This is a genomic window from Algoriphagus sp. 10J20-15 (assembly GCF_055809615.1).
This window is the reverse complement of record NZ_JBVVUG010000036.1, coordinates 49,394-71,112: the sequence shown is the minus strand read 5'-3', so window position 1 is coordinate 71,112 and position 21,719 is coordinate 49,394. Positions and strand designations below refer to the sequence as shown.

Genomic DNA, 21,719 nt, shown 5'->3' with positions numbered 1-21,719 from the left:
ACCACTTAGGTAGCAATTTGCCCGGTTAATGAATTTATTTTGCAGGGATTTGTTTTCAGATCAGTAAAAATTTCATGCTTCGTAATTTCTTTCTCCTCCTCTTCTTTTTCGTTTATGCACAGTCCTTTGGCCAATTTGTGGTAAAAGGGAAAGTAACTGATGCGACTACCGGAGACCCTATTCCTTTTGCATCTGTTTTATTGAAAGGGACTACAGTGGGTATTTCCACTGATTTTGAAGGCAATTATAGCTTATCAGCAAGATCTCTAACAGATAGCATTACGGTAAGCTATCTTGGATATATCTCTGGTATTAAATCCTTGGAGCAACTTCCTGAACAAACAGTCAATTTTCAGCTTAAACCTTCAGATTTTGAGCTAGAGGCTTTTGTTTTTGAAGCTGGAGAAAACCCTGCTTTTGATGTGATACGTAAAGCAGTGGATCGGAAAAAGGACTTTGACAAACGCGAGTTATCTGCCTATCAAACAAAGAATTATACCAAGATAGAAATCGATATTGATCATGTGTCTGAGGAGTTTACTCAGCGTAAAACAGTGCAGAAAGTCACCGCAGTTCTGGACTCTATTAAGCAGCTGACGAATGATGAAGGGGAGAAAATCTTGCCTGTATTCTTCTCAGAAACACTCTCCAAATTCTATTTCAGGAATAACCCCGAACTGAGAAAGGAGGTTGTGGAAAAATCTAAAGTGACCGGAGTAGGGATCACAGATGGATCTACCACCTCGCAGATCACAGGATCTGCTTTTCAGGAATACAACTTTTATAAAAATTGGCTCAGTATCGTTGGGAAAGAATTTGTTTCGCCAATAGCGGATGGCTGGAAGCAGTTTTATGATTATGATTTGATGGATTCAGTTTTGGTTGGTAGCGATTCTTGCTATATGCTGAAAGTTTATCCGCTGAGAGAACAGGATCTGGCGTTTTCTGGCACGATCTGGATCAATAAGGAAACCTATGCCTTGAAACAAGTGGATTTGACTATACCGAAGGAAGCCAATCTGAATTTCATTGAGCGAATCAAAATTCAACAGGAATTGCAACCTACTTCCGCTGGCCCTTTGATTCCTGCCAAAACGCGAGTTCAGATAAAAATAGGTCAGATCACACCTAAAACGGCTGGCCTTCTTGCAAAATTCTACACTTCGGCAGATAGCATAAAAATCGGGGAACCTCAGCCAACATCTTTTTTCAATCAATCTGTCACTTTATTACCTGACTTTGATGAGGCAAGTGAGGAATTTTGGAAGGAAAATCGTCAGGATGTTTTGTCAGAGCAAGAATTAGCAGTGCTACAAATGGTGGATACCTTAAAGAGAATCCCGATTGTACGCTTCTATTCTGAGGGACTTAAGTTCTTTGGAACGGGGTATTTGCCTTTCAAAAAAGTAGATATCGGCCCCTGGCCAGGCTTTTTCAACTACAATGATATAGAAGGAGTGAGGCTAGGAATGGGGTTCCGTACCAATCTAAAATTCAGCGATAAGTGGGTGTTATATGGGTATGGAGCTTATGCGTTTCAAGGACGCTGAGCTTAAGTATTCTGCAAAAGTAACCCGCATATTAGACAGGCGGCACTGGACTTCCATTTCCCTATCGACGCAGAAGGAAATTGATCAAGTAGGTTTGGAAATTTCCAGCTTGCAGGGGAATAGCATATTTCTGGCGGCCAGCAGGTTCGGTACACTTAGACGACCTTACTTCACTACTAAGCATCAGGTTAATTTTCAGCGAGAGTTTTTCAAGGGGTTTTTGCTTTATTCAGATTTGAGCTTTATGGAGTTTGAGCCCTTGTATGATTTTTATTACCCTGGAAAAAGGAACAGGGGAGTATAAATCCCAGTTTGAAACTGCTGAGGCTAAGGTTGGCCTGCGCTATGGAAGGGACGAAACTATCCTGATCAACGACAACGAGCGAACCTCGCTAGGGCCTTTGAGATGGCCGATTTTTGAATTGAGCTATGCTAAAGGCATGGACTGGCTCGGTGGGGATATTACATATTCCAAACTGAATTTTTATGTGTATCAGCGACTGAATATGGGCATGTTTGGAGTTTCCCGCTATGAATTTGATGCGGGAAAAGTATTTGGGGAAGTGCCCTATCCGATCTTGAAAAATCACTTGGGCAACGAGACGTTGTTCTACACCTCCGCAGCTTTCAACACGATGAATTTCAATGAATTTGCTTCGGATCAATATGCGAGCTTGCGTTACAGACATTATTTCGAAGGTTTTTTATTGAATAAAATACCCTTACTCAAAAAGCTAAAATGGCGAGCCGTAGGAAATGCAAATATCCTGTATGGATCAGTCAATAATAAAAATATAGCGAATGCTCCTACGGAAGATCCTGCTGGCAATCCTTTAGAAACATTTGGAAGACTGGATCCGACCAAACCTTATGTGGAATTGGGCTATGGGATTGAGAATATTTTCAAATTTTTCAGAATAGACTTTTTCCATAGAATTACCTATTTGGATAATCCTGGAGGCTAAGCCATTTGCAGTAAAAATCTCCGGACAAATTATTCTTTAGTTATTGGATTCTATTCTATTAGATTGGGTAGATGAAAAACCTGTGTCTTTTTTTACTGCTTGTCTACTCGAGCGTTTTTATATCCTGTTCTACCAGTGTTGAAACTAATTCGGATCAATCCAGTGATGGCTTAGAAATCATAAAAGTTGACCTTTCTGAAGCCAGAGAGGAAAACTCTCCGAATTCTTTCGAGCCTGAGATAGAATACATCTGGCTCAAAGATGATTCTAAAGATGCTCAATTAGGAGGTTTGAATAAGGTCTTCTTCTATGATGACAAGATCTTTACTCTAGATATCTTTGGTTGCAAATGCATAAAAATATTTGATAGGAAAGGGGAGTATTTTTCAAAAATCAGAGCTTACGGAGAAGGACCAGCGAAATACATAGAATTTGGAGACGCTACAATAATTAACGATGAAATATTGTTAACAGGAATTCATCCACCTAAACTAATGTGGTTTTCATTGGATGGTAAATTTCTCAGGGAAGAAAAACTAGCTAAACATATAGGTTCTGCTGTGTTTTCTGAGGATGCAAAGCGCTATTATTTTTATTCTTTTGCTCGAGGTCCAGGTGAATACTTTTTGGAAAGCCTTAATGAGTCATTTCAAGACACCTTGAAGTTTTTTCCTTATGAAAAAAGAGGTTATTATAGTAATACACCTCCAAGAAATAGCTTCATTAAAAATGAGAATTCAATTTATTTTGGGAGGGCTTTTAATGATACTATTTTAGAATTAAAGGAAGGTAATTTTATACCTAAGCTTATTTTTGAGTTTGGCGATTATGCCCAACCAATTGATGAGCTGGAAAAAAAAAGCAAAGAATTAAGTTCGCTAGAGGAATTGAAATTCATCAATACTAAAGCAAAATTATTTTTTGAGCCAATAGGATGGGATGTAACTCAATCTTGGGTTTATTCCAGATTAGTATACGAAGGGAAGCTGTTTAATCTATTATTTGATAGGAAAAATCAATTATCGCATGTTATTGAAGGGCGGATAAAAAATGATATTGACCAGAGTTATGATCCTTATTCATTTACCTATCAATTATATGAGGATAAGGTTGGGTCTTATATGCCAGGAAAAAACACTTTTCAAAATTCTACAAGATAAGAAAGCAGAACTTGGTCAGGAAGGATTCGAGGAATATGTAAATGGGAAGGGGAAAAACTTCGCCAAAGTAGCTAAAGCTGCCAAAGGCTCTGAGAATCCTGTATTAATCGTCTATACTGTAAAGAAGTAATGAAACAACCTTGTCTTTTTTTACTAGTCCTACTAGTTGTTTTTTTAGCCTCCTGCTCATCGGAAAACCAAGGGAATTCGGACCAGACCCCTGATGGCATAGAAACCATAAAAGTTGACCTTTCAGAAGCTAGAGAGGGGAAACTCTCTGAATTTTTTGAACCTGAGATAGAATATATCTGGCTGAAGGATGATGAGGGGAATGGCTTAATAGGTAGAGATATTCCCCAAATATTTTTTCATGAAGACAGGATTTACGTTTTGGAAATCTATGGCTGTAAATGCATTCAGATTTTTGATCGTTCTGGGAAATACCTGAATAAAATCCGAAACTATGGAGAAGGGCCTGGTGAATACCTTGAATTTGATGGTGCTATAAACAGAAATAATGAAATAATGCTTGTAGGTGTAATTCCTAGAAAAATAATGTGGTTTAGTTTGGAAGGTAAATTTCTGAGAGAAAAAAAAGTCACCGACCAATTTGGTTCGGTAGCTTTCTCGGATCTTCAAAAGCGATATTATTTTTACAGCTCAGCATATACTAAAAATGAATTCTTTATCATAAGTGTTAATGAAACATTTGAGGATACTGTAAAGGCTATTCCTTTCGACCCGGAGCTCTATTATGGGATGTATTCAGAACAGAGTAATTTGCAGAATTCCAAAGGAAGAGTTTATCTCGGAAGGCCTTTTCAGGATACCATTTATCTTGCCGATCAGGGTGAGTTTGTTCCTAAGTTAGTTTTTGATTTTGGGAAATATGGACAGAGTCAAGATGAAGTGAAGAAGATTGGTGAGGACCTTGAACCACTGGATTTTATGCAGTTTCTTAATAATAGAGCGAAACTTTACCTCAGTACGATATGGTATATCACAGAAAACCAGTTTTATGCAAGGATGAGTTATGAAAAAGATTCATATAATATTTTCTTTAAACGAGATGATCAAAAGACGCATGTATTAGAAGGAGAGTTTGTAAATGATTTGAATGGAAGTTCCCATATGAATTCTTTCTTTTATCAATTTTCAGAGGGAAAAACAGGATCAGCGATTCCCGGAAAAACTCTTTTCAAAGAATTGCAGAAAAAGAAAGCAGAACTCGGCCAGGAGGGCTTTGAAGAGTATGTGAAAGGGAAGGGGAAGAACTTTGCTCAAGTGGCTTTTGCAGCCAAAGACTCAGAAAATCCTGTTCTAATTGTCTATACGGTAAAAAAATAAGGTGCCTTTATCCAGCAGCAAGTGGGTGTTTCTGCAATTCGGATCAGTAAAAGACAAAAAAGCTACTTATTTTAAGTTTAACACTAGCATTGAGGCTACTCCGGTCAGCCCGTCATAGGTCGTCCAACCAAAGTAAGTAAAGAAAATGCAGGTACAGACATGATTAGAGATAATTAAAAAATATCCACTCATTTCCATATTCCCTTCCCATATATTTTTCGTTTGCCTTCGTCTTGTGCATATTTGTAGCTTAATCTTTATGCCCTTTTGTATGGGCAGAACTAATTTTACACATGTCACAACTTATTAAAATTACTCTTCCAGATGGCACTGTGAAGGAGTATGAAAAAGGAACTTCCGGACTACAGATTGCTGCAAGTATCAGCGAGGGTTTAGCGAGAAACGTTCTAGCCGCAAAAGTAAACGGACAAGTTTGGGATGCTACCCGAGCTATCAACGAGGATTCCTCCATTCAATTATTAACATGGAATGACGGAGAAGGCAAAAATACTTTTTGGCACTCATCCGCGCACTTGCTCGCAGAAGCATTGGAAGCACTTCATCCAGGTATCAAATTCGGTATTGGCCCTCCGATCGAAACAGGATTCTACTATGATGTAGATTTCGGTGATAAGACCTTAGATGGTTCAGAATTGGAAGCTATTGAGAAGAAAATGATCGAGCTGGCTCGTGAAAAGAATGAGTATATCCGTACTGACATTTCCAAGAAAGATGCAGTCGATTATTTCCAGAAGAAAGGTGACGAGTACAAATTAGACCTTTTGGAAGGACTTGAAGATGGTTCAATTACGTTCTACCAGCAAGGAAACTTCGTGGATCTTTGTCGTGGACCGCATATTCCAAATACTGGTTTTGTAAAAGCTGTGAAGTTGACAAATATCGCCGGCGCATATTGGAGAGGGGATGAGAACCGCAAAATGCTTACCCGTATTTACGGGGTTACTTTCCCGAAAGCAAAAGAGCTTTCTGAATACCTGACTTTACTGGAAGAAGCTAAGAAACGCGATCACAGGAAACTAGGACGTGAGCTTGAGCTATTCACATTCTCGGAGAAAGTAGGAGCAGGCCTTCCACTTTGGTTGCCAAAGGGAACCTTGCTAAGAGAGCGTTTGGTTAATTTCCTGAAAAAAGCGCAGGATAAAGCAGGTTATCAGCAGGTGATCACTCCACATATTGGCCATAAGGTATTATATGAGACGTCCGGTCACTACGAGAAATATGGTAAGGATTCTTTTCAGCCAATAGCGACTCCACATGAAGGAGAGGAGTTTTTGCTGAAACCGATGAATTGTCCGCATCACTGTGAGATCTATAAGCATAAGCCGCATTCTTATAAAGAATTGCCGATTCGCTATGCGGAATTTGGTACTGTGTATCGATATGAGCAAAGTGGAGAATTGCACGGTTTGACCCGTGTTCGAGGATTTACTCAGGATGATGCACATATTTTCTGCCGTCCAGATCAGGTGAAAGAGGAGTTTGTCAAAGTAATTGACTTGGTATTGTATGTTTTCAAAGCTTTGGGTTTTGAAGATTACACTGCTCAAATCTCTTTGAGAGATCCGGAAAATCCTTCCAAATATATAGGTGGGGATGAAAACTGGAATAAGGCAGAATCTGCAATTATCGAAGCGGCAGCAGAGAAAGGATTAACTACTGTGACTGAGCTGGGCGAGGCAGCATTCTACGGACCTAAGCTGGACTTTATGGTGAAAGATGCTTTAGGAAGAAAATGGCAGTTGGGAACTATCCAGGTCGATTATAACTTACCAGAACGGTTCGAGTTGGAATATATAGGTTCGGACAATCAGAAGCATAGACCTGTGATGATCCATAGAGCGCCTTTTGGTTCTTTGGAGCGTTTCGTAGCAGTGCTTATTGAGCACTGTGCAGGCAACTTCCCACTATGGCTTTCTCCTGAGCAGATCAATATTTTGCCTATTTCTGAGAAATATATAGAATATGCAGAAGAAATAAAGTTAATCCTCGAAGAGGTGGGAATATCAGGTTCTATTGACAACAGAGATGAAAAGATCGGAAGAAAAATCCGTGACTCTGAAGTTAAAAAAGTGCCTTTTATGCTAATAGTAGGGGAAAAGGAGCAGGAAGAGCGAAAACTTTCCGTTCGAAAACATGGTGAAGGAGATCTAGGTAACTTCTCAGCGGAGGAGTTTATAAATTATTTTCAGGGTATTATTTCAGCATCATTAACTAAGTAATTTGACTGTATTATTTAATTCAGTTTTTCTTAATTAGAAATAATTCCGATATTTGCATCCAATTTCATAAAAACAATCAAAGCTAACTTGAGAAACAACAGACAACCCTATAGAGGTAGACAAGAAGAACCTTATAAAGTAAACCAGAAAATCAGAGCTCGTGAAGTACGGGTGGTTGGTGATTTTGTAGAAGGTGGAAATGCATTACTTCCTACAGATAAAGCCATCAAACTCGCTCAGGAAAATGACCTGGATCTGGTAGAGATTTCTCCTAATGTTGATCCTCCCGTTTGTAAAATTCTTGACTACGCAAAGTTTAAGTACGAGCAGAAAAAGAAGCAGAAGGAGATCAAATCCAATGCAGCAAAGATTGTTTTGAAGGAGATCAGATTCGGACCGAATACTGATGATCATGATTACAATTTCAAATTGAAGCATGCCATCAACTTCTTAAAAGAAGGCGCAAAAGTAAAGGCTTACGTACATTTCGTGGGTCGTAGCATTGTGTTTAAAGAAAGAGGAGAGATGCTACTTCTGAAATTTGCTCAGGCACTTGCAGAATACGGTGCAGTAGAGCAGCTTCCGAAAATGGAAGGTAAAAGAATGAACATCTTCATCGCTCCGAAGGCAGGAAAGAAATAAATTTCAACTAAATAAATACAGCAAAATGCCAAAGGTAAAAACCAAATCCAGTGCAAAGAAGAGGTTCGCTTTAACGGGAACCGGCAAAATCAAAAGGAAACACGCTTTCAAAAGCCACATCCTGACGAAAAAATCTACTAAAAGAAAGCATAACTTGACTAAAACTGGTCTAGTTCATGAGTCTGACGAGGGTAGAGTAAGAGACATGTTGAGAATCTGATTCTCTGCAGTAGCTTAAAAATCAATTAATTAAGGTTTATTTATTCACCAGACATTTTGGTAATCAAGATCTCGATCACTCGGGGCACCAACTGTCAAAAAACAAAACACTATGCCTAGATCGGTAAACGCGGTAGCGTCCAGAGCAAGAAGAAAAAAAGTGCTAAAAGCCACAAGAGGTTACTTCGGAAGAGGTAGCAACGTATGGACAGTAGCCAAAAACAAGTATGAGAAAGGTCTTCAGTATGCGTACAGAGACCGTAAAGCGAAGAAAAGAGAATTCAGAGCTTTATGGATTCAGCGTATCAACGCAGGTGCAAGAATGCACGGCGTGTCCTACTCTCAATTGATGGGATTATTGAAGAAAGGTGAAATCGAACTTAACCGTAAGGTTTTGGCAGATTTGGCCATGAATCACCCAGAAGCATTCAAAGCTGTAGTTGAAAGAGTAAAATAAGGTTGCACTGTCTTATTTTATTGGAAGCCTTCCCTCGGGAAGGCTTTTTTGTTTTGGGCTATAGCTTTGTTGATAGGATTTAAGTAATATAAATTCTCAATTTGAACTGTTAAGAAAATGAAGCATAAGTCAAATTTCTTTTTACTATCAGCCTGTTTTGTAGTAGGATTCGGATTTTTTAGGTGCTCTAAAATTCTAGAAACTAGCTTACCAATCGTTGAGATTCCTAGTAAGATAGACCAGGAATTGCAACTAGAACAATTGACAAAATCTTTAAAACTCATTCAGCTAGAGACCAATGATAGCTCTTTTTTGACAGGTGTTTTGGATATTAAACTGTTCAATGATAAAATTTATGTTTCAGATGCTTCCAGGAGGATTTTGATATTTGATCAAGAAGGGAAGTTTGTTAAGGTATTAGGCAAACGGGGAGAGGGGCCAGGAGAATATGAATTTTTTCCTCAAATGACCATTGACGAAGAATCAAACCTTCTTTATGTAGCATAGGCCAGGAAGCTGTACGTTTATTCCAAGGAGGATGAATTATTCTTAGAAAATTCACTTCCATTTAATGTGAATGCTTTCTCCGTTTTGGAAGATAAATTGTTTGTGCTGAGGCAAGAGTTGTCAATACCACAGGAGGAAGGGTTTCTTAACCGAGCTTCATTTTATGAAATCAATAAATCTTTGGATGTGGTTGATACCATACTAGTTAGGGAAGTGAAACTTAAATCACGCTCAGCTTCTGACTTTCCAATCAAGAATTACTTCTCCACAGTAGGGCTTGACCATTTTGTGTATGTGCCGGATTTTGGTAGTCAAATAATTCTTCATGACACCTTATATAAATTCAAGGAAAAAGTTTTGACACCATTCTTGAAATTGAATTTTGAAACCAAACAGGTTTTAGACAAGGGTGGCATAAAATAAATCCAGATATACAATGTAGTTAATTCGCTTTCCTATGTGCTCTGTGAGTATTATGCAGACTCTAAGTACCTGATTTATATCTATGAAAAGGAGAGTGCACTCGGATACAATCTGCAAAAGGGAGTCTTAGATGGTAATGGAAACCCAGTAGTTCTTAGGCCGCTGGATTTAGGAAGGGACATCTTTTACTTCGTGCAGCAATTGGAATATTCAGATAGTGAAACAGAAGAAAAAAACCCTACAATTGGAATTGTTCAGCTAAAATAACTTCACAATTCCATAGAAAGATACCAATCCTATGGAAAGTACGCTAAGCCAGAATAGGAGAATAGAAATAAATCCTGAGTCCAATTTTAAAACACTGTTTTTAAATCGAAACTGAATGGCTGCATAGACGACTACTAATAGAAGTACTGAACCTACTATTCCTCCAGACAGTACCATAAACGCAGGTAACTCTACATATGCAAAGGCAAGAGCCCATAGGATCGGTAGAACCCAGGCTAGTATAGCAACCCATTTTTTTCTAGTTTTCAGATTTTCATAAGCTATCCAACCTAATTCTCCAAAGATATCTGGAAGCAATCGTGTCCAATAAGCAAGCGTAGCAAACACACTCGAAAAAAGCACAAAGAAAGCTCCGGTAATGTATGTAAGCCTTGCATTGCCGCCTAGGGTTTGGGTATAGATACTAGATAAGGTTTCTATAAGTTGATTGCCACTTGGAATAGCCTCATTGCCATATAGAATAGAAGCGCCCAAAAGATAAAATGCTGCAGTGACGAGGGTGTAAATAAGCATTGCGAAGATGGCATCTAGATACATGACTTTAATCCATCCATTTGCCCTGACTTTCCATTCCTCACTTCCATCATTTTCGCCGGTATACTTGGCATAGCCTTTTTCTAGGCACCAGTAAGTGTAGGCGATTATCTCATCGCTGGCAACACCTGTTATACCGAAAGCTCCAATCGCGACGAAAATCAGATTTGAAGGCAATTCAAATGTTAATCCAGATAAGACATCATCAATTGAAAAGGCATAAGGACTATAATTTACTGCGATAACAGAAGCCAAGGTAAAAACAGTGAATCCAAAAACCATGAACATGGTTGTTCGCTCTACTATACTATAGTAATTCCTGAAAATTAAAAGACTTGTAATAGCTCCCAAAATAAAAGCGAGTAGGATAGGAGGTAGCATTGGTAAAAGCATACTAAGGGCAATGGCTGCTCCTCCAATCATCCCGCCCAGCTGCACTATTTTAAAAAGTGTCAATATGAAAGTGCTCCAAACTGCCCGGTTTTTTGGTCCAGATAATGTGGAAAAAGAAGTCATCAATGGATTACCAGTTACGATGGTATTCTTACCAAATTCCAGTTGGATCGCAACTTTTATTAAACAACTAACTAGAATGACCCAAAAGGTGATAAACCCGCCTTTCGCACCAAGTACCGTTGTTGCGATTAATTCACCGGATCCGACAATGGAGGCCGAAAGTATAAATCCAGGCCCAAGAAACTTCAGTTTAAAAAAAAATGAACTAGGTGGATTTTTTATTTCGGACGATGTCATCCTCTAAAAATAAAGAATAATTAGTTGGTAAATAATTAAGAGTGAGAAGCTAGTATACAAACAAAAAAAGGCTTCCGTTTCCGAAAGTCTTGTGTAGCTAGAGGGAGATTTGAACTCCCGACCGCCGCGCCTGTGCGCCGTGATGTAGCGGATATGAGTCCTGTACTTAGTAATAATTTAATAGAATTTCACGTTTTATCCAGTCTCTGCCTTTACCTGTTTTTAATTCTTTTTCTCGCATCAAAGCTTTATTTTTGGTAGTAAAGAATTCAACATGAATGACATACCAAGGGCGATATTTTAAGGTAAACCCTTTGGTTGACTTGTAGTTGTGAAAGTGAAACCTTGTAATCAAATCCGATGTCATACCAGTGTAGGTTTTGCCAGAGGATTTTGAATAAAGAATATAGACTACAAATTCATCCATTAATAAAAATAAAAAAAAGCTTCCGTTTCCGAAAGCCTTATGTAGCGAGAGGGAGATTTGAACTCCCGTCCGCCGCGGCGGATATGAGTCCTGTGCTCTAATTAGATATCAAATATAGTAAAACAAAAAAAGGCTTCCGTTTCCGAAAGCCTTATGTAGCGAGAGGGAGATTTGAACTCCCGTCCGCCGCGGCGGATATGAGTCCTGTGCTCTAATTAGATATCAAATATAGTAAAACAAAAAAAGGCTTCCATTTCCGAAAGCCTTATGTAGCGAGAGGGAGATTTGAACTCCCGTCCGCCGCGGCGGATATGAGTCCTGTGCTCTAATTAGATATCAAATATAGTAAAACAAAAAAAGGCTTCCATTTCCGAAAGCCTTATGTAGCGAGAGGGAGATTTGAACTCCCGTCCGCCGCGGCGGATATAAGTCCTGTGCTCTAATTAGATATCAAATATAGTAAAACAAAAAAAGGCTTCCATTTCCGAAAGCCTTATGTAGCGAGAGGGAGATTTGAACTCCCGACCTCAGGGTTATGAATCCTGCGCTCTAACCAACTGAGCTACCTCGCCATTTATATATTAATGTTGTTTCAATTACTTCAATGAGTTTCTAACCTAGTAGAAATATTTTTTGATATTGATTTTTGAAATTAATGCCTATATTAAAGCACTTTCATCCGTCAAATGAATTAGTTGACAATCGTTTATTATCAACCCAGATAACCTCCCGTTCGAATGGGAATGCAAATATGAGGTCTTGTATTGTGAAATGCAAGTTGACGTTCTTTAAAAAAATGAATTTTTACATAGAGTAAAAACGATTACCATGGTTAAAAACAAGTTTGTGGCTGATTATCAAATCAATGCCTCCAAAAAAATAGTTTTCCACTATTTGAGTACTGCAAGTGGATTAGAGGAGTGGTTTGCCGATGAAGTGAAAATAAACGAGGATAAGAATTATATTTTCAATTTTGATGGCGAGGATCATTACGCTCGCCTAGCTTCTCAGCGAAGTAACTCACATGTGAAATTTGAATTTTACGACCCAAAAAGTCCTGATGAATCAGATCATGCTTATATAGAATTTAAGCTAGAAGAAAATGATCTTACGCAAACACTCTTTTTAAAAGTGATTGATTACTCGGATAGCTATGAAGACGATGAGCTAGTTGCGATCTGGGAAGGATTAATTGGGAGATTGAAAGATATTATAGGTGGGTAATCTCAATTCATTTTAGCAAATTTGAACTTCGACTCCAAGGCTTCGTATTTGCCTAGTGAGCAGTTTAAATAATGAAGAAACTAGATAAACTTATACTTGGGTCTTTTTTAGGCCCATTTTTATTGACTTTTATTGTCGTGGATTTTATCCTGTTGACTGTCAACATGCTGAAATATTTCGATGAGATTTTTGGTAAGGGACTGAGCTTCTGGATCTATGCTGAATTGATTGGGTACTTTGTGATTAGCATTTCCCCCATGGCATTGCCTCTTGCAGTGCTACTTTCCAGTTTAATGACTTTTGGCAATCTTGGAGAGCATTTTGAATTAACGGCTATAAAAAGCAGTGGGATCTCTCTATTGCGGGCATTAAGGCCAATTGGTGTGTTTGTGATTATTCTTTCCTTTGCTGCATACCTTTCCAACAATTACCTGGTTCCTAAGGTAAATCTGAAGACGTTTAGTTTGCTTTATGATATTCGAATGAAATCTCCGGCGTTGGATATAAAAGCTGGAGTGTTCTACGCAGGGATTCCTGGTTATAGTATTAAGGTCAATGAAAAAGTAGGTGAATATGGGCTCAAAGACATAATAATCTACAGCCATGCAGGTGGGTCTTCAGGAAATTTAAATATGACCCTTGCAGACTCGGGTAGGATGGAACCCTTTTTCAATGAAAATTACATGAAGCTTTCCTTGTTTCAAGGAATTAATTACAGTGAAGAAAGGCAAACAAGAGGTATTAAGGAAAAACCTGTAGAATTTAATAGAACTTCTTTCGATACAAATGAAATTGTATTTGACCTGAATAATACCTTTAAACTTAATAGAACAGCAGAAGATGCATGGTCAACGAATAGGTCAATCAAAAATATTTCACAAATAAAACTTGGGCTTGACTCTATTAGTACTTTATTGAATGACAAGCTTTATCAAAATTATCAAAGTACTGAAAGTATTTACCCCTTCTTCACGAGAGATAGAAAATTTGATCCTCCAGTTGATATTGCCCAACGTAAGTTTTTAGACGATTCAGTTAGGAAGGCAAAATTTGAAAAAGAAGAGGCTATAAAAGATTCCTTAGAGAATTTAAAGTTCAATGCCAAGAAGGATACAAGTGCTGTTTTGACTGATAATCCAGAAGCTAGGTTGCCAAGCCGCGCAGGTAAAGACTCAGCCATCACTTCAATTCAATCAATTAAAGTAAAGACTACATCTGTTCAAGATTCCCCTAATATTACGGCCAATACTAAAAGGCAAATAAAAGATCAACCTGCCGCACTGGATTCAGCTGTAATGCCTGAAGCTAAAGTAGCAGTAAAAGTAACTAGAACTGCTCCTCTTACCGATAAGGAAAAAAAGGAGATCGATTCCTTAGTGGAAGGTCGAGGAATAAAGTTAAGTGCCGTTAATATGGCATTGAATAATTCCAGAAGCCTGAAAAACAACTTTTCCATTCGCAAAACTGAAATAGATAATTATAAGAGAGACTACAGGAGATTCCAAATAGCATGGTATCAAAAATACACGCAAGCCTTCGCTTGCTTTGCAATGTTTTTGATTGGCGCACCACTTGGCGCAATTATTAAAAAAAGGTGGACTAGGCATGCCTGTATTAGTATCTATTATTTTCTTTATCGTTTACTATATGCTTACCATAACAGGGGAGAAGTGGGCCAAAGAAGGGCTAACTGATCCATTATTTGGAACTTGGTTTTCAATATTGTGTTTACTTCCCTTCGGATTATTCTTTATAAGACAAGCAAGAAAAGACTCCAGGCTATTCGAACCTGACTTCTATTTGAGCATGTGGAAAAGTGTTCAAAACAGAATTAAAGTTCTTCGTTCAAAAGCGAATTAAGCTTTCATATTCTTAAAATATATCTTACCTTTGTGGTTGTTTTACAAAATTTAGCTAAACATGTATTTATCCTCAGAGATTAAAGAAGAGTTATTTAAGAATCATGGACGGTTAAAATCTGCTACTGACACAGGATCTCCTGAGTCTCAGATTGCCCTCTTTACACACAGAATCAAGCATTTGACTGAGCATTTGAAGTCAAATAAGAAGGATCACTCCTCAAGACTTGGTTTATTGAAGCTAGTAGGTAAGAGAAGAAGCCTATTGGATTATCTTCACAAGAAAGAAATCGAGCGATACAGATCAATCATCGCCGAGCTAGGAATCAGAAAATAACCAATCTAGTAAGGTTCTCTTGAGTGAGAACCTTACTTTTTTATTTTTAAGGTTATACCGAAACTTTTACCACTTACGACGCAAACTAACAATTATTTATGTTACCGAATTTAATCACCAAGACCATCACGCTTGAAGATGGCAGAGAAATTATAATAGAAACCGGTGCATTGGCTAAACAAGCTGATGGATCAGTAGTAGTGAAGATGGGTAAGGCTATGCTTTTGGCTACAGTAGTATCCAAGAAGGAAGCTGGAGAAGGGGTGGACTTTTTACCTATGTCAGTTGATTACCAAGAGAAGTTTGCTTCCTCAGGAAAGATCCACTAGGTTTTTTGAAGAGAGAAGGAAGACTTTCCGATTACGAGATTTTGATTAGCCGTATTGTAGATAGAGCTATTCGCCCAATTTTCCCAGATGATTATCACGCAGATACTCAGATCGCCATTACCTTAATAAGTGGTGATGAGGATGTGCTTCCAGATGCACTAGCAGGTCTTGCGGCTTCTGCTGCTTTAGCAGTTTCTGATATACCTTTCAATGGTCCTATCTCTGAAGTTCGTGTAGCTAAAATTGATGGTAAATTGAAAATTAATCCTTCTCCTTTGGAGTTGGAAAAAGCTTCTTTGGAATTTATAGTTGCAGGATCACTTGATTTTATCCTAATGGTAGAAGGTGAAGCTGACGAGATTCAGGAAGAAGAAATGCTAGAAGCGATGCAATATGCTCATGAGGAAATCAAGAGACATTGCCAGGCTAAATCGAGTTGACAAAGCTTGTAGGTAAAGAAGTAAAAAGAGAATACAATCACGAGAAGTCTGATCCAGCTCTTTTCGATAAAATGAGAGCAGAAGTTTACGACAAGCTTTATGCTTCTGTAGGCAAACTTATTGCTAATAAATCTGAGCGTTCTGCTTTAATTAAAGAAATTAAGGAAGAGTTCGTAGCTAGCTTAGGTGAAGATCACGGATACGAAGCAAGCCTTATTGGTCCATATTTCAGTAAGATCCATAAGGAAGCTGCTAGAAACTTGACTTTGAATGAGAAGAAAAGATTGGATGGTAGAAAATTGGACGAAGTAAGACCTATTTGGTCGGTCGTTGATTATTTACCTTCTGCTCACGGATCTGCAGTGTTTACCAGAGGTGAAACACAATCATTGACTACTTGTACATTGGGTACTAAGATGGACGAGATGATGGTAGATGGTGCGACTATCTCAGGATACAACAAATTTTACCTTCACTATAATTTCCCTGGCTTCTCTACAGGTGAAGTAAAACCTAACAGAGGTCCAGGAAGAAGAGAAGTGGGTCATGGTAACCTTGCCATGAGAGCTTTGAAAAAAGTACTTCCTCCTGTTGAGGAGAATCCATATACCATCCGTATCGTTTCTGACATTTTAGAATCTAACGGTTCATCTTCTATGGCAACCGTTTGTGCGGGTTCATTGGCATTGATGGATGCAGGTATACCTATCAAATCTGCTGTAACTGGTATCGCTATGGGGATGATCTCTGATGCGAAAACTGGTAAATATTCTATCCTTTCAGATATTTTGGGAGACGAAGATCATCTAGGTGATATGGATTTCAAGGTAACTGGAACTTCTAAAGGGATCACTGCTTGTCAGATGGACTTGAAAGTAGAAGGATTGGATTACTCAGTTTTGAAAGAAGCTTTGCTTCAGGCAAAAGAAGGTAGACTTCATATTTTGGATGAAATCACCAAGACTCTTGCAGCTCCTAAGGCAGAATTGAAGCCTCATACGCCAAGATCTTTCATCATGATGATTCCAAAGGAATTGATTGGTGCGGTGATTGGACCAGGTGGTAAGGTGATTCAGGAAATCCAGAAGGATACTGGAGCTACTATTGTCATTGAAGAAGTTGATAATCAGGGTAAAATCAATATTTTCTCTGCAAATCAAGATAAACTTAATGCTGCTCTTTCCCGCATCAAAGCAATCGTAGCGCAACCTGAAATTGGAGAGACTTATACTGGAAAAGTAAAAAATATTCAACCTTTTGGCGCCTTTGTGGAATTTATGCCGGGTAAGGATGGTTTACTACATATCTCGGAGATCAAGCATGAGCGTGTAGAAACTATGGACGGTGTGCTTGAGCCAGGAAGAAGAAATACAGGTTAAATTGATCGATGTCGATAAGAAGACTGGTAAGTTTAAACTTTCAAGAAAGGCTTTATTGCCAAAACCTGAGAAACCAGCATCTAATTCATAAGGTTAATCGAAACAATTGATTAATTTGATTCTTATAATATATTAAAATTCACAAATCATATTCCTGAATGAGGCAGCTAAAGATTAGCAAACAGATTACCAACAGAGAAAGTCAGTCCCTGGATAAATATCTTCAAGAGATTGGAAAAGTTGACCTGTTGACAGCAGATGAAGAAGTAGTTCTGGCCAAGAGAATTAGAGAAGGTGACCAATTGGCACTGGAAAAATTGACCAAAGCCAACCTTCGATTTGTAGTATCAGTTGCCAAGCAGTACCAAAACCAAGGACTTTCTTTGGGAGATTTGATCAATGAGGGAAACCTTGGTTTGATCAAAGCTGCGCAGCGATTTGATGAAACTCGTGGATTTAAATTCATTTCTTATGCCGTTTGGTGGATTAGACAATCTATCCTTCAGGCACTTGCAGAGCAGTCAAGAATTGTTCGTCTTCCATTGAACAGAGTAGGTTCATTGAATAAGATCAGCAAGACTTTCAGCGAGCTTGAGCAGAAATTTGAGCGTGAACCATCTCCAGAAGAATTGGCAGAGGTTCTAGAAGTGACTGCTAACGAGGTTGTTGATACCATGAAGATTTCTGGTCGTCACGTATCTATGGATGCACCATTCGTGCAAGGTGAAGAAAATAGCCTATTGGACGTTTTGGAAAATGACGGTGATGAAAAGCCAGATGACGGATTGATGAATGATTCCCTTCGTAAGGAGGTTCAAAGAGCACTTTCTACGTTGACACAAAGAGAGGCTGATGTAATCACGCTTTACTTTGGTCTCAACGGAGAGCATGCCATGACTTTGGAAGAAATTGGAGAGAAATTCAATCTGACCAGAGAGCGAGTAAGACAAATCAAAGAGAAGGCAATCCGCCGTCTGAGACATACATCCCGTAGTAAGACGCTGAAACCTTACCTCGGATAAGATAGCACACAAAACACAGGGGGTTAATAGCCCCCTTTTTTTATACCATCTCTTTTGACCAGTTCATTGTAGTAATTTATTCTATGACTTAAGTCAAATCCTTAGGGAATTTTAACAATATGCAACTTTGTTACTAGGAGAGAATTCGTAAAATTTGCCCGATTTAATATTAACTATTAATGAAACCAGAAATTGAAAAAGTAAAAGTTTTGATCATTGGATCAGGACCGGCAGGTTATACTGCAGCGATATATGCTTCAAGAGCAGGACTTTCTCCTGTATTGTATACCGGTGCACAGCCAGGTGGTCAACTGACCATTACTAATGATGTCGAAAATTATCCCGGGTATCCAAATAGTATCACTGGACCGGAGATGATGGAAGACTTTAGAAAACAAGCCGAACGATTTGGTACTCAGGTGAGATATGGCTTGGCCACAAGTGTGGATTTCACTACCAAACCTCATACGGTCATTATAGATGAGCAGGTAACTATTCATGCGGATACTGTTTTAATATCCACAGGGGCCTCTGCTAAATGGTTAGGAATAGAAAGTGAAACTCGACTCAATGGCAAGGGGGTTTCTGCCTGTGCAGTTTGCGATGGGTTTTTCTTCAGAGGTCAGGAAGTTGCAATAGTTGGAGCAGGGGATACTGCATGTGAAGAAGCTTCTTACCTTTCCAATATTTGTAGTAAAGTTTACATGCTTGTGCGTAAGGACGAGATGCGTGCATCTCAAATCATGCAAAAACGTGTGATGAACAATCCAAAGATTGAAATCCTCTGGAATACTGAGACAGATGAAATACTGGGCGAGGATGAGGTAAATGGCCTTAGAATCTTTAACAATAAAACTGGAGAAAAATCAGAAATCGCCATTTCTGGCTTCTTTGTTGCTATTGGACATCAACCAAACACCGGTATATTCAAAGATTATATTCATATGGATGAAGCCGGGTATATCAAAACTATCCCAGGAAGTACAAAAACCAACATCGAAGGCGTTTTTGCTTGTGGAGATGCTCAAGATAACATCTACAGGCAAGCAGTCACTGCGGCAGGCACAGGTTGTATGGCTGCTTTGGATGCTGAGCGATATTTGGCTGAGTTCGAGAATGATTAAACCCAATAGATGAGGTACTCAATCCTATTTGTAGTCTTTTGTTTAAATCTGAGCATTGGCGCTTTAAATGCCAATGCTCAAATTTTTCCTAAGATTATCAAGAAAAATAATATTACGCAATCTACTGGATCAGGCCAGGAGAGGAGGAATATAGAGCTTAGAGGGTTTGATCAGGAATCTTACCTTAGGACATTATCTTCAGTCACTGATTCCATTATTTTTGAAAATAACGTAAATCTCGGAAGAGTAAGGTCTATTATTAGTGAGGACCAGGATATCATGATTTGGGCACCCACAAATCAGTTGATAAAAGTCTCTGAGCAAATCCAAATTGATAGTATCTGGGTTACCGCTTTTGAGTATTACTCTTCCTGGGATTCTAATAAAATTGATATTTATAATTTTGATCCAAAGACATTTTCGGATACTGTAAATATTCGTCTTTACGATGAGTTTTTTGGATACAATTGGAAAATGCCCCTCGAAACTACTCCCATCACTTCATCCTATGGGTATAGATGGAGGAGATGGCATTATGGGACAGATTTGGATCTAAACACTGGGGATCCTGTCTATAGTGGTTTTGATGGCATAGTCCGGATAAAATCTTACGATAGGTACGGGTATGGATACTATATAGTTATCCGACATAAAAATGGCTTGGAAACTCTTTATGGTCATTTATCCAAACAACTAGTCGATGTTGGCCAAGAAGTAAAAGCAGGTGATTTAATTGCGAAAGGTGGTAATACTGGTAAAAGTACCGGTTCGCATTTGCATTATGAGCTTCGCTACCGAGGTTTAGCCTTCGATGCAGAAAAAGTATATGATTTTCCTGAGTACAAAATCCGGGATCAAAATTATTTGATAACTCCTGCGCTTTTTGGTAACATAGTTCAAGCCAGAACAAACGCATATCACAAAGTTAAAAAGGGAGAAAACCTGGGATCCATTGCCAGAAAATATGGTGTTTCAGTCAGTACATTAACTAGACTAAATGGGATCTCAACTCGCACAATATTAAGAATAGGACAGAACCTCCGGGTTCGCTAGCCAAAGTAGAAAATGACAAAGCTGGATATTTTAGTTTTTGCAGCACATCCTGATGATGCAGAACTTGGCTGCTCTGGAACTATCGCAGCCCATGTGGCACTAGGCCATAAAGTAGGGATAGTTGATTTTACGCAGGGAGAAATGGGGACACGTGGAACTCCACAGCTTAGGCTTCAGGAGGCTGATGCTGCCGGTAAAATTCTTCAATTATCTGCAAGAGAAAATTTAGGTTTTAAGGACGTTTATTTCCAAAATGATGAGTTTCATCAAATGAAATTGATCGAAATGATCAGAAAATATAGACCTGAAATTGTTTTGGCTAATGCAGTAATGGACAGACATCCGGACCATGGAAAAGGTTCTAGTTTAGCCTCCACAGCATGCTTTATGAGTGGGCTACGAAAGATTGAAACTTATTTAGATGGTGAAGTTCAAGAAGCTTGGAGACCAAAATTTGTCTATCACTATATTCAGAATAACTACATCGAGCCAGATTTTGTAATGGATATTACTCCATATTGGCAGACTAAAATAGATAGTATCCTTGCTTTCCAATCACAGTTTTACGATCCAACGAGTGAAGAACCTGTAAGTTTTATTTCCGATCCGGAGTTTCTACCATTCATAGAAGCAAGAGCCAGAGAATTTGGTCATAAAATTCTAGTGAAATACGGTGAAGGATTTACTGTGGAACGGATGATAGGCACCGATAATCTTTTCGATTTGAAATAATTAAGGAGCAAGTCTATTTAGAGACCATTCCCCATCCACTAGTTCGTATTTAATTCTATCATGAAGTCGACTAGGCCTTCCTTGCCAGAATTCCATAGCATTTGGCATTAGTCTATAGCCTCCCCAGTGCGGTGGACGAACGATGGCTTTTCCCTCAAATTGCTTTTGAATTTCTAGTTGGCGTTCGTTGATAGTTTCTCTAGAGCTAATTTTTTGACTTTGCGGGGACACCCAAGCTCCGATTTGTGAACCTATAGGTCTTGAGAAAAAATAAGTATCTGACTCTTCCTCAATCACTTTTTCTACTTTTCCTCGTACCCGTACCTGACGCTCTAGTTCAGGCCAAAAAAATGTTAAAGACGCAGCATTGTTGTTTTCAAGTTCTTTTCCTTTCTCGCTAGTATAGTTGGTAAAAAATACAAAACCAGTATCTACTCCCTTTAATAGCAAAATTCTAGCATTTGGAGCGCCATCCAAACCAATTGTTGATACAGTCATTGCATTAACTTCTAGAACTTGAGCATATAAAGCTTCTTCAAACCATGCTTTGAATTGAACGATTGGATCTATGTTTACATCACTGATATCCAAAGATTTAATAGTGTAGTCTTTACGTATTGCTGAGATGTTCATAGCTGGTTTAGTATCAATTAATTCTTAGATATAAAATTACCATAGCCATTGCATTTAAAAAATTATGATCTATAT

The 21,719-nt window shown here is 38.6% G+C and carries 23 protein-coding genes, 1 tRNA gene and 1 pseudogene; 21 read left to right on the top strand and 4 right to left on the bottom strand.

Annotation, left to right across the window (positions count from 1 at the left end):
- Positions 1-74 precede the first annotated feature (74 nt).
- The 12 genes from AC0L6R_RS15810 to AC0L6R_RS15755 all read left to right on the top strand — a co-directional run bounded on the left by AC0L6R_RS15810 (position 75) and on the right by AC0L6R_RS15755 (position 9,777).
- Positions 75-1,550: a DUF5686 and carboxypeptidase-like regulatory domain-containing protein gene (locus tag AC0L6R_RS15810; protein ID WP_473272066.1), complete on the top strand. Its 1,476-nt coding sequence runs from the start codon at positions 75-77 to the stop codon at positions 1,548-1,550.
- The gene (locus AC0L6R_RS15805) at positions 1,531-1,854 is read left to right on the top strand and encodes a hypothetical protein (RefSeq protein ID WP_473272065.1); all 324 of its coding nucleotides are present in this window, start codon (positions 1,531-1,533) and stop codon (positions 1,852-1,854) included. Before AC0L6R_RS15810 ends, AC0L6R_RS15805 begins: the two co-directional genes overlap by 20 nt.
- Positions 1,814-2,515 (top strand): DUF5686 family protein, encoded by a 702-nt coding sequence (locus AC0L6R_RS15800; RefSeq protein WP_473272063.1) that lies wholly within the window; start codon positions 1,814-1,816, stop codon positions 2,513-2,515. The genes AC0L6R_RS15805 and AC0L6R_RS15800 overlap by 41 nt, the downstream gene beginning before the upstream one ends.
- A gap of 71 nt (positions 2,516-2,586) precedes the next feature.
- The gene (locus AC0L6R_RS15795; RefSeq protein WP_473272062.1) at positions 2,587-3,675 is read left to right on the top strand and encodes a 6-bladed beta-propeller; all 1,089 of its coding nucleotides are present in this window, start codon (positions 2,587-2,589) and stop codon (positions 3,673-3,675) included.
- 129 nt (positions 3,676-3,804) lie between these two features.
- On the top strand, positions 3,805-5,022 hold the full coding sequence (locus AC0L6R_RS15790) for a 6-bladed beta-propeller (protein WP_473272061.1): 1,218 nt from the start codon (positions 3,805-3,807) through the stop codon (positions 5,020-5,022).
- 293 nt (positions 5,023-5,315) lie between these two features.
- Positions 5,316-7,262 (top strand): threonine--tRNA ligase, encoded by a 1,947-nt coding sequence (gene thrS, locus AC0L6R_RS15785; protein ID WP_473272060.1) that lies wholly within the window; start codon positions 5,316-5,318, stop codon positions 7,260-7,262.
- 87 nt (positions 7,263-7,349) lie between these two features.
- A complete protein-coding gene (infC, locus tag AC0L6R_RS15780; protein WP_091691842.1) occupies positions 7,350-7,904 on the top strand; it encodes a translation initiation factor IF-3 in 555 nt (184 codons plus the stop codon).
- A gap of 25 nt (positions 7,905-7,929) precedes the next feature.
- Positions 7,930-8,124 (top strand): 50S ribosomal protein L35, encoded by a 195-nt coding sequence (rpmI, locus tag AC0L6R_RS15775; RefSeq protein WP_091691841.1) that lies wholly within the window; start codon positions 7,930-7,932, stop codon positions 8,122-8,124.
- Between the two features lie 111 nt (positions 8,125-8,235).
- The gene (gene rplT / locus AC0L6R_RS15770) at positions 8,236-8,580 is read left to right on the top strand and encodes a 50S ribosomal protein L20 (RefSeq protein ID WP_091691840.1); all 345 of its coding nucleotides are present in this window, start codon (positions 8,236-8,238) and stop codon (positions 8,578-8,580) included.
- Positions 8,581-8,697: 117 nt separating this feature from the next.
- Positions 8,698-9,087, top strand: a complete 390-nt coding sequence (locus AC0L6R_RS15765; RefSeq protein ID WP_473272059.1) for a 6-bladed beta-propeller — start codon at positions 8,698-8,700, stop codon at positions 9,085-9,087.
- Between the two features lie 66 nt (positions 9,088-9,153).
- Positions 9,154-9,510: a hypothetical protein gene (locus tag AC0L6R_RS15760; protein ID WP_473272058.1), complete on the top strand. Its 357-nt coding sequence runs from the start codon at positions 9,154-9,156 to the stop codon at positions 9,508-9,510.
- Positions 9,511-9,546: 36 nt separating this feature from the next.
- Positions 9,547-9,777, top strand: a complete 231-nt coding sequence (locus tag AC0L6R_RS15755; RefSeq protein WP_473272057.1) for a hypothetical protein — start codon at positions 9,547-9,549, stop codon at positions 9,775-9,777.
- Here the strand turns inward: AC0L6R_RS15755 and AC0L6R_RS15750 are convergent.
- From AC0L6R_RS15750 to AC0L6R_RS15740, 3 genes are all read right to left on the bottom strand, one after another.
- Positions 9,769-11,085 carry an Nramp family divalent metal transporter gene (locus AC0L6R_RS15750; RefSeq protein ID WP_473272056.1) on the bottom strand — a complete coding sequence of 439 codons (1,317 nt, stop codon included), beginning with the start codon at positions 11,083-11,085 and terminating at the stop codon, positions 9,769-9,771. The two genes, AC0L6R_RS15755 and AC0L6R_RS15750, sit on opposite strands and share 9 nt — an antisense overlap.
- A 166-nt stretch (positions 11,086-11,251) precedes the next feature.
- Positions 11,252-11,512 (bottom strand): GIY-YIG nuclease family protein, encoded by a 261-nt coding sequence (locus tag AC0L6R_RS15745; protein WP_473272054.1) that lies wholly within the window; start codon positions 11,510-11,512, stop codon positions 11,252-11,254.
- Positions 11,513-12,010: 498 nt separating this feature from the next.
- A tRNA-Met gene (locus AC0L6R_RS15740) sits at positions 12,011-12,084 on the bottom strand.
- A gap of 256 nt (positions 12,085-12,340) precedes the next feature.
- Here AC0L6R_RS15740 and AC0L6R_RS15735 point away from each other — a divergent pair.
- The 9 genes and pseudogenes from AC0L6R_RS15735 to bshB1 all read left to right on the top strand — a co-directional run bounded on the left by AC0L6R_RS15735 (position 12,341) and on the right by bshB1 (position 21,011).
- Positions 12,341-12,736: an START-like domain-containing protein gene (locus AC0L6R_RS15735; protein ID WP_283413407.1), complete on the top strand. Its 396-nt coding sequence runs from the start codon at positions 12,341-12,343 to the stop codon at positions 12,734-12,736.
- Positions 12,737-12,807: 71 nt separating this feature from the next.
- A complete protein-coding gene (locus AC0L6R_RS15730; RefSeq protein WP_473272052.1) occupies positions 12,808-14,430 on the top strand; it encodes an LptF/LptG family permease in 1,623 nt (540 codons plus the stop codon).
- Complete coding sequence (locus AC0L6R_RS15725; RefSeq protein ID WP_473272051.1) at positions 14,342-14,596, top strand: hypothetical protein; 255 nt, start codon at positions 14,342-14,344, stop codon at positions 14,594-14,596. Before AC0L6R_RS15730 ends, AC0L6R_RS15725 begins: the two co-directional genes overlap by 89 nt.
- 60 nt (positions 14,597-14,656) lie before the next feature.
- Positions 14,657-14,932, top strand: coding sequence for a 30S ribosomal protein S15 (gene rpsO / locus AC0L6R_RS15720; protein WP_057936311.1), 276 nt, complete (start codon positions 14,657-14,659; stop codon positions 14,930-14,932).
- A gap of 98 nt (positions 14,933-15,030) precedes the next feature.
- Positions 15,031-17,171: pseudogene (gene pnp, locus AC0L6R_RS15715) on the top strand (polyribonucleotide nucleotidyltransferase).
- A 67-nt stretch (positions 17,172-17,238) separates the two neighbouring features.
- Positions 17,239-18,102, top strand: a complete 864-nt coding sequence (locus AC0L6R_RS15710) for a sigma-70 family RNA polymerase sigma factor (RefSeq protein ID WP_057936313.1) — start codon at positions 17,239-17,241, stop codon at positions 18,100-18,102.
- Between the two features lie 179 nt (positions 18,103-18,281).
- On the top strand, positions 18,282-19,226 hold the full coding sequence (gene trxB, locus AC0L6R_RS15705; RefSeq protein ID WP_283413404.1) for a thioredoxin-disulfide reductase: 945 nt from the start codon (positions 18,282-18,284) through the stop codon (positions 19,224-19,226).
- A gap of 9 nt (positions 19,227-19,235) precedes the next feature.
- Positions 19,236-20,279 carry a peptidoglycan DD-metalloendopeptidase family protein gene (locus AC0L6R_RS15700; protein ID WP_473272049.1) on the top strand — a complete coding sequence of 348 codons (1,044 nt, stop codon included), beginning with the start codon at positions 19,236-19,238 and terminating at the stop codon, positions 20,277-20,279.
- Positions 20,280-20,291: 12 nt separating this feature from the next.
- Entirely contained in the window at positions 20,292-21,011 is a 720-nt protein-coding gene (gene bshB1, locus AC0L6R_RS15695) for a bacillithiol biosynthesis deacetylase BshB1 (RefSeq protein WP_283413402.1), read from the top strand.
- On the opposite strand, the gene pdxH is transcribed toward bshB1, so the two are convergent.
- Positions 21,012-21,644, bottom strand: a complete 633-nt coding sequence (pdxH, locus tag AC0L6R_RS15690) for a pyridoxamine 5'-phosphate oxidase (protein WP_473272048.1) — start codon at positions 21,642-21,644, stop codon at positions 21,012-21,014.
- Between the last annotated feature and the right edge of the window lie 75 nt (positions 21,645-21,719).

Bases quoted from the DNA above. Each gene is read 5' to 3' on its own strand.
- AC0L6R_RS15810 (WP_473272066.1), top strand. From the start codon at position 75: ATGCTTCGTAATTTCTTTCTCCTCCTCTTCTTTTTCGTTTATGCACAG.
- AC0L6R_RS15805 (WP_473272065.1), top strand. From the start codon at position 1,531: ATGCGTTTCAAGGACGCTGAGCTTAAGTATTCTGCAAAAGTAACCCGC.
- AC0L6R_RS15800 (WP_473272063.1), top strand. From the start codon at position 1,814: ATGATTTTTATTACCCTGGAAAAAGGAACAGGGGAGTATAAATCCCAG.
- AC0L6R_RS15795 (WP_473272062.1), top strand. From the start codon at position 2,587: ATGAAAAACCTGTGTCTTTTTTTACTGCTTGTCTACTCGAGCGTTTTT.
- AC0L6R_RS15790 (WP_473272061.1), top strand. From the start codon at position 3,805: ATGAAACAACCTTGTCTTTTTTTACTAGTCCTACTAGTTGTTTTTTTA.
- thrS (WP_473272060.1), top strand. From the start codon at position 5,316: ATGTCACAACTTATTAAAATTACTCTTCCAGATGGCACTGTGAAGGAG.
- rpmI (WP_091691841.1), top strand. From the start codon at position 7,930: ATGCCAAAGGTAAAAACCAAATCCAGTGCAAAGAAGAGGTTCGCTTTA.
- rplT (WP_091691840.1), top strand. From the start codon at position 8,236: ATGCCTAGATCGGTAAACGCGGTAGCGTCCAGAGCAAGAAGAAAAAAA.
- AC0L6R_RS15765 (WP_473272059.1), top strand. From the start codon at position 8,698: ATGAAGCATAAGTCAAATTTCTTTTTACTATCAGCCTGTTTTGTAGTA.
- AC0L6R_RS15750 (WP_473272056.1), bottom strand. From the start codon at position 11,085: ATGACATCGTCCGAAATAAAAAATCCACCTAGTTCATTTTTTTTTAAA.
- AC0L6R_RS15745 (WP_473272054.1), bottom strand. From the start codon at position 11,512: ATGGATGAATTTGTAGTCTATATTCTTTATTCAAAATCCTCTGGCAAA.
- AC0L6R_RS15735 (WP_283413407.1), top strand. From the start codon at position 12,341: ATGGTTAAAAACAAGTTTGTGGCTGATTATCAAATCAATGCCTCCAAA.
- AC0L6R_RS15730 (WP_473272052.1), top strand. From the start codon at position 12,808: ATGAAGAAACTAGATAAACTTATACTTGGGTCTTTTTTAGGCCCATTT.
- AC0L6R_RS15725 (WP_473272051.1), top strand. From the start codon at position 14,342: ATGCCTGTATTAGTATCTATTATTTTCTTTATCGTTTACTATATGCTT.
- rpsO (WP_057936311.1), top strand. From the start codon at position 14,657: ATGTATTTATCCTCAGAGATTAAAGAAGAGTTATTTAAGAATCATGGA.
- AC0L6R_RS15710 (WP_057936313.1), top strand. From the start codon at position 17,239: ATGAGGCAGCTAAAGATTAGCAAACAGATTACCAACAGAGAAAGTCAG.
- trxB (WP_283413404.1), top strand. From the start codon at position 18,282: ATGAAACCAGAAATTGAAAAAGTAAAAGTTTTGATCATTGGATCAGGA.
- AC0L6R_RS15700 (WP_473272049.1), top strand. From the start codon at position 19,236: ATGAGGTACTCAATCCTATTTGTAGTCTTTTGTTTAAATCTGAGCATT.
- bshB1 (WP_283413402.1), top strand. From the start codon at position 20,292: ATGACAAAGCTGGATATTTTAGTTTTTGCAGCACATCCTGATGATGCA.
- pdxH (WP_473272048.1), bottom strand. From the start codon at position 21,644: ATGAACATCTCAGCAATACGTAAAGACTACACTATTAAATCTTTGGAT.